Source organism: Amycolatopsis sp. NPDC088138, from assembly GCF_044741685.1.
GTDB lineage: Bacteria > Actinomycetota > Actinomycetes > Mycobacteriales > Pseudonocardiaceae > Amycolatopsis.
In genome coordinates, this window is the sequence record NZ_JBIUTB010000003.1 from 1188644 (window position 1) to 1203283 (window position 14640).

Sequence of the window (14640 nt, forward strand, 5' to 3'; positions counted from 1 at the left end):
GCCCTCCTTCACGAAGCGGGCGGTTCGAAGCGGCCGTCGACGGCGGTCCAGCCACCGTCCACGGCCAGCACGGAGCCGGTGACGAACGTCGAGGCGTCCGAAGCGAGGTAGACGACGGCGCCGGCGAGCTCGTCGGGACGCGCCCAGCGACCCAGCGCGCCCTTCTGCGCGTACGCGTCGTACCACTCCGGGTTCGCCTTGATCTGCGCGGTCAGCGGGGTCTCGACGACGCCGGGGGCGATCGCGTTGACCCGGACGCCGGCCGGGCCGAACTCCGCGGCGGCCGTCCGGAACAGCTGGACGAGCCCGGCTTTGGTGGCCGCGTAAGGGCCCTGACCAGGCTCGACGGTCGTGCCGCGGATCGACGAGAAGCCGATGATGCTCCCCCGCCCGCGCGCGACCATGTCGGCGCCGAACGCGCGGACGACCTCGAACGTCACGCCGAGGTTGAGCGCGATGACCCGGTCGAACTCGTCGCGGGTGTAGTCGAGCAAGCGTTTGCGGACGTTCGTCGCGGCGGTCAGGACCACGACGTCCAGCGGGCCGAGGTCACTCGCCGCGCGGTCGACGGCGCCGGGTTCGAGGAGGTCGATCTCGTACGCCTCGCCGGCGCCGGTCTCGCGCGCCGCTTCGATGTTTCGGTCCGCGACCACCACTGAGGCGCCGTGCGCGGACAGGGCTCGCGCGGCCTCGCGGCCGATCCCGCTGCCGCCGCCGAGCACGACGGCACGACGTCCGTCCAAGCGGAACAGGTTCTCGTAGTTCACGGTCGCAGCACCGCCATCCTCGTCACGGTCAGCTCTTCGACGGCGAAGCGCGGGCCCTCGCGGCCGATGCCGGAGTCCTTCACCCCGCCGTACGGCATGGTGTCCGAGCGGAACCCGGGCACCTCGTTGACGACCACGCCACCGACGTCCAGCTCGTCGAGCGCGCGGAACGCAGTGCGTAGCGACCGGCTGTAGACGCTGGCGTGGAGGCCGTAGCGGGAGGCGTTCACCGCGGCGAAGGCTTCGTCCACATCGGACACCGTGCGGAAGCAGACGACCGGGCCGAAGATCTCCTCGTCCCAGGCTTCGACGCCGTCCGGGACGTCGAGCAGGACGGTCGGGCGCAGCACGGTGCCCTCGACCCCGCCGCCGACCCGGCGAGCGCCGGACTTCTCGATCCACGCGGTGACGCGGTCGGTGGAAGCGGGGTCGATCAGCGCGGAGACGCGCGTCTTCTCGTCGCGGGGATCGCCGATGACGACCTCGTCGAGCCGGGCCAGCACCCGCTCGGTGAAGTCCTCGGCCACCGACGCGACGACCAGCACCCGCTGCACCGAGATGCACGCCTGGCCGGACGCGTAGAACCCGCCGCGCAGCACGGCGTCCGCGGCCGCGTCCAGGTCTGCGTCTTCCGCAACGACGAGAGCCGCGTTCGAACCCAGCTCCAGCAGCGTCTTCGTCGGGGCCGCGTCACGGGCGATGCGGTGGCCGACCGCGGCCGAGCCGGTGAACGAGACCGCACCGATCCGGCGGTCGGTCGTCAGCGCCGCGCCGACGGAAGCGTCGCCGGTGACCAGCTGGACCATCGCCGGAACCGGCGCGATCTCCCTGATCAGGTGCACGAGCCACAGGGTGGCCAGGGGTGTTTGCGGCGCGGGTTTGACGATCACCGGGCAGCCCGCGGCGATCGCGGGGGCGATCTTGTGCGACGCCAGCAAAAGCGGGTAGTTGAAGCCCGCGATGCCGACGACCACGCCGATCGGCTTGCGTTTCCAGAAGCCGACCAGCCCGTCACCCGAGGGCAGCAGGTCCAGCGGGACGGTCTCGCCGTGCAGCCGTGACACTTCTTCGGCGGCGGCTTCCCAGGTGACGATCGTGCGCGCGACCTCGACGCGGCAGTCGACCAGCGGCTTGCCCGTCTCGAGCACGAGCAGGTTCTCGAACTCCTCGCGGCGTTCCCGCAACGCGGAAGCGACGTCGTTCAGCAAGGTGCGGCGAGTACGCGAAGGCAGCGAAGCCACTTCGCGCACGACGGCGACAGCCTCGTCGACAGCCCGAAGCGCCAGCTCGGGCGTCCCGACGGGCGCGGTGCCGACCACGCTGCCGTCGTAGGGGAATACGATTTCCCCTGTGTCCACAGTGGACGTCCAGCCCGCACCGATCGGCAGGCCGTCCGGGTAGTCAGGCATCGTCACCTCCGCTCAGCCGGGCCAGCTCCGCGCGCAGGTTCGGCGCGGCGGCCAGGAGTTCCCGGGTGTACTCGTGCTGCGGTGCGTCGTAGACCTGCTCGACGTCACCGAGTTCGACGATCTCACCGCGGCGCATCACCGCGACGCGGTCGCAGACGTGCCGGACCACACCGAGGTCGTGCGACACGAAGATCAGCGTCAGGGAGAACTGCTCGACGAGCGAAGCGAGCAGGTCCAGGATCTGACCGCGGACCGAGACGTCGAGGGCGCTGACGGGCTCGTCGGCGATGAGCACACGAGGGTTCGGCGCCAGCGCACGCGCGATGGAGATGCGTTGTCGTTGGCCGCCGGAGAACTGGTGCGGGTACCGCCCCGCCGCGTCCGAGGACAGGCCGACGGCGGTGAGCAACTCCGCGACCCGGTCCGGATCGCGATGGCCGAGCGGCTCGGAAACGATGTCCTGCACACGCATCCGCGGGTCGAGCGAGCCCATCGGGTCCTGGAAGACGATCTGCAGTTCGGACCGCAGGAAGCCGAGTTTCCGCTCCGGCAGGTTGTCGATACGCCGACCTTGGAACGACACCGTGCCGGCGGTCGGCTTGTCGAGAGCGGCCAGCAACCGGACCAGTGTGGACTTCCCCGAACCGGACTCGCCGACGATGCCGAACCGCTGGCCGGCCTCGACGTCGAAGCTGACGCCGCACAGCGCGTGGACGTCCCGGCGGGCGTACCGGCGTTCCAGGTCGCGGACTTCGATGATCATCGGCGCGCCTCCAGGTCCGACGCGTCCAGCAGCTTGCGCGTGTACTCGTGCTTCGGCGACGTCAGCACTTCGCGCGTCGAGCCCGCTTCGACGATCTCGCCGTCGAGCATCACCAGCACGCGCTCGCACACCGACGCCACCACCGCGAGGTCGTGCGTGATGAACAGGAGGGCACTTTCACGGGAAAGTGACGTCTTGATGAGCGCGAGGATCTGGGCCTGCACGGTGACGTCGAGGGCGGTCGTCGGCTCGTCGCAGATCAGCAGCGACGGCTCGTTGGCCAGCGCCATCGCGAGGACGACCCGTTGCCGCTGGCCGCCGGACAGCTGGTGCGGGTAAGCGCGGGCCGTGTCGGGCAACCCCACCGAGGAAAGCAGCTCTTCGGCGGACCGGCGACGGCCGTGGATCCGGCCCGGCTCGGTGACCTGACGGCCCACCCGCATGGCCGGGTTCAACGCCGTCATCGGCTCCTGGAACACCATCGCCAGCTCGTCACCGCGCAGCCGGGAAAGGTCCTTTTCGGACATTCCCAGCAGCTCCCGGTCACCGAGACGCACCGAGCCGGACGCGTGCAGTTCGTCGGGCAGCAGGCCCATGATCGCCAGCGCCGTCAACGACTTTCCCGAGCCGGACTCGCCGATCAGGCCGACACGCTCACCCGCGCCGATCTCGAAGGAGACGTCCCGGACCAGCGACGACACCGACAGCCCGGTAACCGAGAGCGTCATACGCGGGCCGCCAATCGGGGGTCGAGGCGGTCGCGCAGGCCGTCACCGAGGAGGTTGAACCCGAGGACAGCGACGGCGATCGCGATGCCCGGCACCAGCGCCAGCCGCGGCTGGACCGTCAGTAATTCTTGGGACTCCTGCAGCATCCGGCCCCACGACGGGGTCGGCGGCCGGGTGCCGAAGCCGAGGAACGACAGGGCCGCCTCGGCCAGCACGGCGATCGCGAACGACACCGACGCCTGGACGATCAGCAGCCCGGAGATGTTCGGCAGCACGTGCCGCACGGCGATGGTCAGCCGCGACCGGCCGCCGGCGCGCGCGGCGAGCACGAACTCGGTGCTCATCACCTGCAGCGTCCCGGACCGGGCGATCCGCGCGAACGACGGGATCGTCGCGATGCCGATCGCGACCATCGCGGTCAGCGTGTCCGCCCCGAACACCGCGCCGAACATGATCGCCAGCAGCAGCGCGGGAAACGCGAGCACCAGGTCGTTGACGCGCATGACGAACTCGCCGAGCCACCGCGGTGACATCCCGGCGAGGATCCCGAGTGGCGTGCCGATCACCGCGGCGATGCCGACCGCGACCACGCCGACGTACAGCGTGGTCCGCGCGCCGACCATGATCTGGCTCAGCAGGTCACGCCCGAACTTGTCGGTACCGAACCAGTGAGCGCCTCCGGAGCCGAGCAGCCGGTGGGCCGCGTCGACCTTCACCGGGTCGAACGGCGTCCAGAAGAACGACAGCACCGCGGCCAGTACGACCAGGCCGACGAGCACCCCGCCGATCACGAGATTGCGCATCACGAACCTCGCAATCGCGGGTCGAGCACGGTGTAGAGGACGTCGACGACGAAGTTGACCAGCAGCACGCCGACCACCAGGACGAGCACGATTCCCTGCACGGTCAGCAGATCGCGCGACGCGACCGCGTCCAGCAGCATCGAGCCGAGCCCCGGCAGCACGAACACACGCTCGACGACCACCGCGCCGATCAGCAGCGTCGCGAGCTGCAGCCCGAGCACGGTGACGACCGGGACGGACGCGTTGCGCAGGCCGTGCCGGACCAACGCCTGGCCAGGACGAAGACCCTTCGAACGCGCGGTGCGCAGGTAGTCCTGGCCGAGCGTGTCCAGCACGGCCGAGCGGACGTAACGCGTGAGCACCGCGCCCTGCACCAAGCCCAGAGACAAGGCAGGCAACACGAGCCCGCGGAAGAACTCACCGAAGTCCTGGTCCGGCGGGGTCCAGCCGCCCGACGGCAGCCAGCGCAGCTGCACCGCGAAGATCTGCACCAGGATGATCCCGGCGAGGAACGCGGGGATCGCGACGCCGATCTGCGACAGCCCGGAAACGCCCGCACCGGACGCCTTCCGGTGCTTGACCGCGGCGAACGTCCCGGCGGGGATGGCGATCACCAGCGCCACCAGCATCGCGGCGCCGACCAGCCAGAGCGTGACGCCGAGACGGTCGAGCAGCTGCGGGCCGATGGTGTCGCGCGTGACGTACGAGCGGCCGAAGTCGCCGTGCAGCACCCCGCCGATCCAGTCGAAGTACTGCGTGACCAGCGGCCGGTCGATGCCGAACTCGGCGCGGGTCTTGGCGAGCAGCTCCGGCGTCGCGTTGACGCCGAGCGCGACCTGCGCCGGATCACCCGGCAGCACGGCCATGAAGAGGAACACCACGATCGACGCGACCAGCACGCTGACCACGAAGATCGCCACCCGGCGCAGCACCTTGGCGGTCATCGCGGCGCCAATCCGGTGAGGTCGAACGACTCGCTGACCTGGTTGGCCGCGAACCCGCCGACCTTGGCCTTCGCCACGATCACGTTGGGGAACAGGAAGAGCCAGTCCGCGGCGGCATCGGTGTTCAGCTGCTTGGCCACCTGCTTCATGTCGGCGACCTGCTGCTCGGGCGTCCCGCTGTCGGCCTCGGCGAGCAGCTGCTGGACGCGCTTGTTGTCGTAGCCCCAGTAATACGTCGGCTTGCCGAACGTCGTGATGTCACGGGCCTCGACGTGCTGGATGATCGACAGGTCGTAGTCGTGGTCGGTGAAGACCTGCTTCAGCCAGACGGCCGGGAAGTCGAGCGGCTCGATCGTCGTCCGGACACCGATGTCGGCCAATTGCGACTGAACGACCTGCGCGGCCGAGACGGCGTAGGGCAGGTTCGGGATCCGCATCCGCAGGTTGAGGTTCGTCGCGCCGGCCTCGCTCAGCAGCGCCTTCGCCTTCGCCGGATCGAACGGGTAGACGTTGGCCAGGTCCTCGTACCAGGGGTCGGTCGGCGGGACCATGCTGCCGATCAGCGTGCCGCGCCCGGCCCACGCCGTGTCGAGCAGCGCCTTCCGGTCGATCGCGTACGTCAGCGCCTGGCGCACCCGCGTGTCGGTCAGCGGCGCGCGTTTGTTGTTGAACGCCAGCGTGACCTCGCTGTTCGACGTGCCCTGGACGACCTGGAACCGGTTGTCGGCCTGGAACTGCGGGATCGAGTCGGGCGCGGTGATCGCGGAGATGACGTCGATGCCGTTGCTGTAGAGGGCGTTGTTCAGCGCGGTCGGGTCCTTGATGTACTTGAGGACCACCGTGGTGTACGCCGGTTTCCGGCCCCAGTACGCGGGATTCGCCTTGAGCACGACCGAGTCGCCGCGCTTGCGGGCGGCCACGACGTACGGCCCGGTGCCGATCGGCTTGTTCGCCAGGTCGGCGACGCCGGTGGGGCTGAACATCGCGCCGAGCCGGCTGGTCAGGCTGAACAGCCAGCCGTTCGACGGCTTCGACAGCACCACCCGCGCGTGGTCCGGCGCCACGACGTCCACGTGGTCGACGACGTCCATTGTGGACTTGATCGAGATCGTCCAGTCGGTCTTCACGCGCAGCAGCGAGAACTTGACGTCCTCGGCGGTGAAGGGTGCGCCGTTGCTGAACGTGACGCCCGGCTGCAGCTGGAAGTCGTAGGTCTTCCGGTCCGGGCTGATCGTCCAGGACTTCGCGAGCAGCGGCACGACCTTTCCCTGCGGATCGAGCTTCACCAGGCCTTCGTAGACGTTGTAGAGCAACGCCTGCGGGATCGCGGCACCGTCGGTCTTGGTGAAGTCGAAGTTCGCCGGCTCCGCCGTGAACCCGACGGAAAGCGTGTCCGGACCAGCGGAAACGCTCGCCGACGAGCCGGCCGAGCAGCCGGACACCACGAGCAGCAGCGCCGCCGCCAGCACGTGAAGCCGGGCTTTCATCTGGCCTCCAGGTAGGTACACTGGTCTGACCAGTAGCCTGCACGCGACGGACGTCGAGGTCAAGGGATGCGGTTCGAACCGGTGGCTCCGGTCCGCGCGTACGAGCGGGTCGTCGAGCAGATCGAGCAGGCCGTGGTCAGCGGTGCGCTCAAGCCGGGGGAACGCCTGCCCAGCGAGCGTGAGCTGATGATCCAGTTCGGCGTCGGCCGCTCGACGATCCGCGAAGCCCTGCGTGTGCTGCAGGCCGCCGAAATGATCCGGTCGCGGCCCGGCGATCCGCGCGGACCGGAGGTGCTGGCGGCGTCACCGGTGGCGTTGCACCGCTCGATGCACCGGCTCGCGCGCGCCGACCACGTCGGGCTCGCGGAGTTGCTGCAGTTCCGGATGATCCTCGACGGCTCGGCTCACCTGCTGGCCGCGGAGCTGCGCACCGACGACGACCTGACCGGCCTGGCCGAAGCCCTCGAGGCGATGCGCGAAGGCGTTTCGCGCGGGTACGCCGAGTTCAGCCGCGCGGACGTCGGATTCCACGAGGTCATCGCGCGGATCTCGCGGAACCCGTTGCTGGTGGTCAGCGAAGAGGTCGTCCGCGGGGTCGTGCTCGAACTCATCGAAGACAAGCTGGAGCACGCCAGCAACCGGACGTCGCTGATGCGCACCTGGTTGGCGCACCACGCCGAAGTGCTCGACGCGGTCCGCGCGTCCGACGGCGCCGGAGCGGCTCACCTGGCCAAACAAGCGTTGTACGACAACTACGCCGAGTACGTCCCGTCCGAGCAACGGCCGTTGCTCACGCCGTTGTTGCGGTGAGGCCCCTACACTCGTCCAGGTGGAATCGACGGAACGCGAAGGTGTCGGCCTGGCTCTGTCCGGCGGCGGCTACCGCGCGATGCTCTTCCACACCGGCGCGCTCTGGCGGCTCAACGAACTCGGCTGGCTGCCGAAGCTGACCACCGTCTCCAGCGTGTCCGGTGGGTCGATCGCGGCCGGCGTCCTGGCCCACTCGTGGCACAAGCTTTCGTTCGGGGACGACGGCATCGCCGACAACTTCGGCAAGTTCGTCGTGGAGCCGATCCGGAAGCTGGCCCGGACCAACCTCGACATCCCGGTGACGCTCAAGGCGATGTTCATCCCGTGGCGCAGCGCGGGTGAGGAACTCGCGCGCGTCTACGCGAAGCACCTCTTCGGCGACTGCCGGCTCGACCAGCTCGCCGCGGCCGGCCCGCACTTCGTGTTCACCGCGACCAGCCTGCAGGACGGCTCGCTGTGGTGGTTCTTCCGCCAGGGCGGCCCGCACGGGCAGATCCCGCTGGCCACCGCCGTCGCCGCGTCGTCGGCGTTCCCGCCGCTGCTCTCGCCGGTCGTGCTCCCCGACCCGCACCAGCCGGACCGCAAGATCGTGCTGAGCGACGCCGGGGTGTACGACAACCTCGGCCTGGACCCGATCGAGAACCAGCGGGCGGTCGTGCTGGTCAGCGACGCCGGCAAGAAGATGAAGCACGAGGACAACCCGAAGCGCAACTGGCCGATGCAGCTGCTGCGCGTGCTGACCGTGATGGACAACCAGGTCCGCGAGCTGCGCACCGGCACGCTGCTGAAGTCCTACGAGGACAAGACGTACGCCGGGACGTACTGGGCGACCTACAGCGACATCGAGCACTTCGAGCTGCCGGACGCGCTGACCGCGCCGGTCGCGCAGACCCGGGCGCTGGCCGAGACGAGCACCCGCCTGACGCGGACGCCGGAACGGCTGCAGGACCAGCTGATCAACTGGGGCTACGCGGCCTGCGACGCCGGCATGCGGAAGTGGGTCGACCCGTCGGCGGTCGCGCCGAAGTCGTTCCCCTACGCGGGATCCGGCGTCGGTTAGGCCGCGAGGTTCGCGTAGACGATGACGTTGTCCTTGTAACTGTGCGCGGCGTGGTCGAACACCCCGCCGCACGTGATCAGCCGCAGTTCCGGCTTGTCGCTGTTGCCGTACACCGCGTCCCGCGGGAACGTCTCCTTCGGCACCTGCGTGACGTGGTCCACGACGAACTTCAGCTTCTTGCCGTCGCTGCGATCGACGTCCACCTCGTCACCGGGCACGAGGTCCTTGAGCTTGTAGAAGATGCCGGGCTGCTTGTCGCCGTCGACGTGCCCGAGCACGACCGCCGGGCCGATGTCGCCGGGCACCGGCGAGAGCTGGTACCAGGCGGCCTGCATCGGCTTGTGCACCGACGGCACGGAAATCGAGCCGTCCGTCTTGAGGCCGACGGAGATCAGGCTGGAGTCGGCCCCGATCTTCGGGATCTTCACCGACGTCGGGCGCAGGCCCTTGAACGGCGCGGTCACCGGCACCGACGACGGAACCGGCGCGGCCGCCCTGGGTGGTTCCGTCGCGGAGCTGCACCCGGCCAGCGCCAGCGCGAGAGCGACCGCGACGGCCGCCCGGCGGACGGTCACCGGGCCATGCCGCCGAAGCCCGTCTCGATCCCGCCCTGGGGCGCGACCTTGACCTGGGCCTTCGGTGCGGCGTTGCCGGGGGTGGTGCCGGTGGTGGTCGACGTGCTCGGCACGTTCGACGTCGTGATCGGCGCGGTGCTCGACGGCGAGCTGGTCGTGGTCGGCGCGCTGGTGCTGGTCGGCGGGGTCGTGGTGCTGGTCTCCGGCGGCGGCGCCTGCTCGAAGTCGACGGTGCCCTCACCGTCGACACCGCCGCAGGTCCAGCTGAACTTGCCGGTGGTCGTGCCCGGCGGCAGCGTCGTGACGCGCACGGAGTAGTGCCAGATCCGGCCGTCGGCCCCGTCCTGGTCCGGGCCGCCGGTGATCTCCAGGTACTGGGTCGCCACGTCCCCGGGCGCGCCGGCCGCGCAGTTGATGGTCAGGCTGCCTTCACCACTGACGCCGACGACGCCGTGGCCGGTGTTGTCCTGGTAGTCGTCGGCCGGCGGCTCGGACCCGTCCGACGTCGTGGTCGTGGTCTCCGGCTTCGTGGTCGTCGTGACGTCGGTGGTGCCCGGCGCCGTGGTGGTCCCGGTCGTGGTTTCCGACGTGGGCGGGGCCGTCGTCCCGGTCGTCGACGGCACGGTGGTCGTCTCCGTCGTGGTCTCGACCGTCGTCTCCGTGGTCGACGGCGTGGTGGTGTCCGTCTCCTGGGCCAGTGCGGCCGGCGCGGCGGCGAAAGTGATCAGCGCACCCGCGGAAACGATCCCCGCGACTCGGTTCAGCGTTCTACCCACGATGGCTCCCAACGACATGGACCTGCAATGCCGCGACTATCGAGGATTCCGCCGTCCGTGTTACTCCGTGAGGGCGATGGACAAATCGCGCCAGAGGTCCTCCGGATCTTCGAGGCCGACGCTGAACCGCACCAACCCCGGCGGCACGCGCTCCTCACCCGGCAGCCACGCCCGCCGCTCGACCAGGCTTTCCACGCCACCGAGGCTCGTCGCGGGGCGGATCAGCCGGACCGCCGCGCAGAGCTTGTCGGCGGCTTCGGCGTCGGCCAGTTCGAACGCGACCATCATCCCGAAACCCGGGTAGCGCACCCGCGTCACCGACGGGTGCCCGTCGAGGCGCCCGGCCAGCAGCGCGGCCGTGCGGGACTGCTCGGCCAAGCGCACCGGCATCGTCCGCAGGCCCCGCAGCGCGAGCCACGCCTCCAGCGCGCCGGGCGTCGATCCGACGCGGGTCCGCGCGCCGCGCAGCTCGTCGGCGACGGCCGGGTCCTTGGCCACGGTGATGCCGAGCAGCAGGTCGCTGTGCCCGCCGATCAGCTTGGTCGCGCTGTGCACGACGACGTCCGCGCCCAGCTCCAGCGGCCGCTGCTGCAACGGCGTCGCGAAGGTGTTGTCGACGACGACCCGGCCTCGCGCGGCGGCGGCGATGGTCTCGATCTCCATGACGTCGAGCGTCGGGTTGGTCGGCGACTCCAGCCAGACCAGATCGGACGTCGCGGCCTCGGCGACCCAGGCCGCGGTGTCGGTCGGCTCGAGCTCGGTGACGGCGAGCTTGCCGAGCTTCTGCGCGTGGGTGAGCACCCCGCGGGTCACGGCGTAGCTGAACGTCGGGACGACCACCCGCGAACCGACCGGCAGCAGGTCCAGCACCGCGGACAGGGTGGCGACACCGGACGCGAACGCCGTCGCGTGGCCGCCTTCGAGCGCCCCGATGGTCTCCTCGAGCGCGTGCCAGGTCGGGGTGCCGTCGCTGCGCGCGTACACGAAGTCGCCACCGGCCTGGTACGTGCTGGTGGCGACGAGCGGGGTGTTCAGCGGCTCACCGGGACCGTGCGGCCGGCCGGCGGCGATGGCCTTGGTGCGGGGCGTCCAGTCGTCCATGCGATCACCGTAACCGCAGGTCATCCCCCGGTCACTGTGACGAAGACGGCCGGCCCGCCCGCGCGTCCGCGGGCGGGCCGACCTGGCTTCAGTGCGCGTACACCTCGAACTCGTACAGCGAGTAGCCGTACTTGGTGCCGCGCTGGACGCCCTGCAGCTTCACGAACCGGGCCTGCGTCGGCGTGAAGGACAGGTTGTCCTGGCCGCCGTCCCCGTTGGTGACGACCGCCGCGTCCGTCCAGTGCACGGCGTCCGGCGAGGTCTGGATCTTGTAGCCCTTGCCGTACGCCGATTCCCAGCTGAGTGCCACCCGCGAAACCGGCTGCACCGAGCCGAGGTCGACGGTGATCGCCTGGTCGTCGCTCCAGTCGCTGGCCCAGCGGGTCGAGGCGTTGCCGTCGATCGCGTTCGACGCCGGGGACGGGTAGAAGCCGGTTTCGGCGCTGGTGGCGCTGACCGTCTTCCCCGGCGCGAGGTTGGCGATGTTGTCACCGCGGTGCGCGGTGTACTCGACGACCTGCTGGAACGTCGGGCGGTTCTGCCAGGTGATCTTGTCCTGCGTGATGCCGCCCAGCGGGTTGTGCACGATCGTGTCGGCACACCACTGGTCGCCCGCGGAGCAGTTCGCGTCACCGGGGTAGACGGTGTTCGCGGCCTGGCCCGCGGCGGTGGTCAGCGAGTCGACGAGCGCCTGGCGGCACGTGGTGACGTTGCCGCCGCCGCAGAACGTGCTGCCGAGCGGGCCGGCCACCGGCTGGCCGAGCACCTGCCGGATGTCCTTGCTGACGTAACCCCACCAGCCGAACTGGAACGACGAGCCCTTGTGCGGCTGGCCGGTGTGCTGGCCGTTGCCGTTCTGGAAGCCGGACGGGCTTTCGTTGATGCCCAGCACGCCCGTCATCGCGTTGTAGGCGTTGTCGCCCATGCCCGGCTTGAACTCCGCCTGGACCAGCAGCGGCCACCACGCGTCGAAGATCCGGATCGCGTCGGCGTCGGCGTAGGCCTTGCTGCCGGGCGTGGTTTCCGTCCGCTGGTGGCCGTTGGCCATCCACGCCTTCAGCTTCGCCTCGGCGTCGGCGGCCGCACCGGTGGTCGGCGTCTTGTCGAGCACCTGCAGCAGCAGCGGCAGGACGCGCTCGGCACGCAGGTCGGCCAGCGCGGCGTCCTCCATCGCCTGGGTCAGGTTGACCCGGGTGACCTTGGTGCCGGTGAGGATCATCGTCTTGACGCGCGTGTCGAGCAGGTCGACACGGTGCACGGCCGACTTGTCGGCGCCCGCCGCCGCGTAACCGTTGGCCTGCGCGTTGTTCCAGCTGACGTAGTAGTCCTGGTTGACCGACTGCGGGTGCTGCGACGCCGGGGTGTAGGTCGCGACGTTGCCGGCCGGGTACCAGCCGATCCAGTCGTGCCCCTGGTCACCCCACACCGGCATGTTCGGGTCCACATTGGACTGACGAGCCGGGTTGGCGCCGGAGTTGAAGTACGCGATGTCCTTCGAGTCGGCGTAGAACCAGTTGAACGTGAAGTTGATGTCGGCCGCGGCCTTCTGGAAGTCCGCCGCGGACTTGACGTAACCCGGGTCGTTCAGCTCCTGGAAGCCGATCAGCGAGTCGGCCTCGTGGAAGAGCGAGGACCGCAGCTGCGCGTACGCCACGGGTTTGCCGCCGACCGTCGCCCGGCTGGTGACCGGGCCGTACTTCGTGCGGTAGGCACGCAGGGTGTACGAGCCGGCCGCGGTGCCGTCGGCCACCGTCGGGCTCCAGGAGTCCTTGACCTCCACGGTGTCCATCGGCAGGCACTGGCCCTGGTAGGTGTAGTAGTTCGAGTCCTTCGTCGGCGCCTTGCCGCTCGGGTCGCACAGGTTCAGCGCGTAGGTGTCGATGATGTCCTGCGCCGACGTCGTCGCGCTCCACGAGTAGTCCTGGCCGCGGCCCAGCAGCACGTACATGCTCAGCCCGGCGAAGGCGGCGCCGCGGGCGCTGATGCCCGGGCCCTGCAGTTCCTGCAGCAGGAGCAGCTGCGGCGCGAAGTACCCGGTCTGCGGGCCGAAGACGGCGACCGGGTGGCCGCTGGCGGTCTTCGAGCCGGACACGACCAGCGCGTTCGACATGCCGTGCTTGTCGGTCAGCATGTCGCCGGGCAGCACGCCGTTGTCGAACATCCCGCGGGCGGGCTCCTGCGCGGCCGGGGCCGGGACGTCCACAGTGGACGGAGTCGCGGTCGACGCCGAGCCGGTCTGGTCGAACACCAGCTGCTGCGGGGTCACCGAACCCTTGTCCGGCGGGGCCTGCCCGACCGGGTTGGCCGGGGTCTTGCCGTACGGGAACGTCTGCCCGTCGTGCAGCGTCTTGACGGCCTCGGGGTCGTCCTCGGACCGCAGGCTCTGCCAGACCTTCTCACCCTGCACGGCGCCGTACTGCTCCTGCAGCGCCAGCTTCGCGACCGCGTTCTGCACCTCGCCGCCGCCACCGGCGCCGAACTCGGCGCCGACCAGCGACGCGAGCGCGACCAGGTCGGTCAGCTTGAACGGGTCGATGGTGCCGGCGTTGGTGATCGCGTCGACGTGCCCGGTCAGCACGTACTCGCCCGGGAAGTAGCGGCCGCTGTGGGAGTCGGTGATGTACTTGTTGATGCCGTCGACGTACGCCTGCGCGTCCGCGAGGCCCTGCGCGCCGCGCGGGCCGCTCGCGGCGACGTGGTCGATCTGCTGCTGCAGCTCGGCTTCGGTGTACGGCGCGTTGGCGAAGAAGCTCTGCTCCAGCTCGCGGTTGGCCTGGGCGCCGCCGGCGAACGACGTCACCTGGCCGCGGGCGGCGTGGCGCAGGACGTCCATCAGCCACAGCCGGTCCTGCCCGGCCGCGTACCCGGCGCCGAACTCGGTGCCGGAGCGGGTGGTGCCGGTGATGTGCGGGACGCCGAGGGACTTGTCACGCACGATCGTCACGTCGGAACGCGGCTGGATCGTGCTGGCGACCTGGTCGGCGGCGACGCCGAACGACGAGTCGTTGAAGTACTGGTTGATCGCCCCGGTGGTCAGCGTCTGGTAGCCGCCGGCCAGCGAGGAGTACTTGCCGAGCTGGTCGGCCGCGTGCGCCGGGCGGGTGCCGAGCACCTTGTGCGCCAGGATGTCCGCGAGGGTGGCGCTGCCGTTTTCGCCGGGCGGCAGGATGTCGCTGCACTGCCCGCCGCAGTAGTCGTTGGGCGCCGCGGCCGCCTCGGCGGCCGGAGCGGTGACAGCGACCTGAGTGAGCCCGGCGACCAGGCCTGCCAGTGCCGTCAAGGTCAAGGTGCGGATGCCACGTCGCATCAAGGCTCCCTCGTTCCAGGAGAGTGACGAAGCGCACGCTACCCACCGGTAGGACAAGTGTGAAGACTTTTCGCGTTTTTCAGTCCTTGGGCGTAGTCCGAACGGCGCAG

General features: G+C 70.1%; 13 protein-coding genes. 2 read left to right on the plus strand and 11 right to left on the minus strand.

Annotation, left to right across the window (positions count from 1 at the left end; all coding sequences use genetic code 11):
• Window positions 1-8: 8 nt before the first annotated feature.
• From ACIOD2_RS20920 to ACIOD2_RS20950, 7 genes are read right to left on the minus strand one after another with little or no spacing between them, the layout of a single operon-like run.
• Window positions 9-767: an SDR family NAD(P)-dependent oxidoreductase gene (locus ACIOD2_RS20920; RefSeq protein WP_400540204.1), complete on the minus strand. Its 759-nt coding sequence runs from the start codon at window positions 765-767 to the stop codon at window positions 9-11.
• Window positions 764-2176 carry an aldehyde dehydrogenase family protein gene (locus tag ACIOD2_RS20925; protein WP_400540206.1) on the minus strand — a complete coding sequence of 471 codons (1413 nt, stop codon included), beginning with the start codon at window positions 2174-2176 and terminating at the stop codon, window positions 764-766. Before ACIOD2_RS20925 ends, ACIOD2_RS20920 begins: the two co-directional genes overlap by 4 nt.
• Window positions 2169-2939, minus strand: coding sequence for an ATP-binding cassette domain-containing protein (locus ACIOD2_RS20930; protein WP_400540208.1), 771 nt, complete (start codon window positions 2937-2939; stop codon window positions 2169-2171). The genes ACIOD2_RS20925 and ACIOD2_RS20930 overlap by 8 nt, the downstream gene beginning before the upstream one ends.
• Window positions 2936-3667 carry an ATP-binding cassette domain-containing protein gene (locus ACIOD2_RS20935; protein WP_400540210.1) on the minus strand — a complete coding sequence of 244 codons (732 nt, stop codon included), beginning with the start codon at window positions 3665-3667 and terminating at the stop codon, window positions 2936-2938. The genes ACIOD2_RS20930 and ACIOD2_RS20935 overlap by 4 nt, the downstream gene beginning before the upstream one ends.
• Window positions 3664-4470 (minus strand): ABC transporter permease, encoded by an 807-nt coding sequence (locus tag ACIOD2_RS20940; protein WP_323325383.1) that lies wholly within the window; start codon window positions 4468-4470, stop codon window positions 3664-3666. Before ACIOD2_RS20940 ends, ACIOD2_RS20935 begins: the two co-directional genes overlap by 4 nt.
• Window positions 4470-5414, minus strand: a complete 945-nt coding sequence (locus ACIOD2_RS20945) for an ABC transporter permease (protein WP_400540212.1) — start codon at window positions 5412-5414, stop codon at window positions 4470-4472. The genes ACIOD2_RS20940 and ACIOD2_RS20945 overlap by 1 nt, the downstream gene beginning before the upstream one ends.
• Entirely contained in the window at window positions 5411-6901 is a 1491-nt protein-coding gene (locus tag ACIOD2_RS20950; protein WP_400540214.1) for an ABC transporter substrate-binding protein, read from the minus strand. The genes ACIOD2_RS20945 and ACIOD2_RS20950 overlap by 4 nt, the downstream gene beginning before the upstream one ends.
• A gap of 66 nt (window positions 6902-6967) precedes the next feature.
• Between ACIOD2_RS20950 and ACIOD2_RS20955 the strand changes: the two genes are divergently transcribed.
• Window positions 6968-7711, plus strand: coding sequence for a FadR/GntR family transcriptional regulator (locus tag ACIOD2_RS20955; RefSeq protein ID WP_400540216.1), 744 nt, complete (start codon window positions 6968-6970; stop codon window positions 7709-7711).
• Between the two features lie 19 nt (window positions 7712-7730).
• Window positions 7731-8771, plus strand: a complete 1041-nt coding sequence (locus ACIOD2_RS20960; RefSeq protein WP_400540218.1) for a patatin-like phospholipase family protein — start codon at window positions 7731-7733, stop codon at window positions 8769-8771.
• Here ACIOD2_RS20960 and ACIOD2_RS20965 read toward each other — a convergent pair.
• The 4 genes from ACIOD2_RS20965 to ACIOD2_RS20980 all read right to left on the minus strand — a co-directional run bounded on the left by ACIOD2_RS20965 (window position 8768) and on the right by ACIOD2_RS20980 (window position 14530).
• Window positions 8768-9346, minus strand: a complete 579-nt coding sequence (locus ACIOD2_RS20965; protein ID WP_400540220.1) for a class F sortase — start codon at window positions 9344-9346, stop codon at window positions 8768-8770. The two genes, ACIOD2_RS20960 and ACIOD2_RS20965, sit on opposite strands and share 4 nt — an antisense overlap.
• Window positions 9343-10122 carry a hypothetical protein gene (locus tag ACIOD2_RS20970; RefSeq protein WP_400540222.1) on the minus strand — a complete coding sequence of 260 codons (780 nt, stop codon included), beginning with the start codon at window positions 10120-10122 and terminating at the stop codon, window positions 9343-9345. Before ACIOD2_RS20970 ends, ACIOD2_RS20965 begins: the two co-directional genes overlap by 4 nt.
• 60 nt (window positions 10123-10182) lie before the next feature.
• Window positions 10183-11223, minus strand: coding sequence for a trans-sulfuration enzyme family protein (locus ACIOD2_RS20975; RefSeq protein WP_400540224.1), 1041 nt, complete (start codon window positions 11221-11223; stop codon window positions 10183-10185).
• Window positions 11224-11311: 88 nt separating this feature from the next.
• Window positions 11312-14530, minus strand: a complete 3219-nt coding sequence (locus tag ACIOD2_RS20980) for a penicillin acylase family protein (RefSeq protein ID WP_400540226.1) — start codon at window positions 14528-14530, stop codon at window positions 11312-11314.
• Between the last annotated feature and the right edge of the window lie 110 nt (window positions 14531-14640).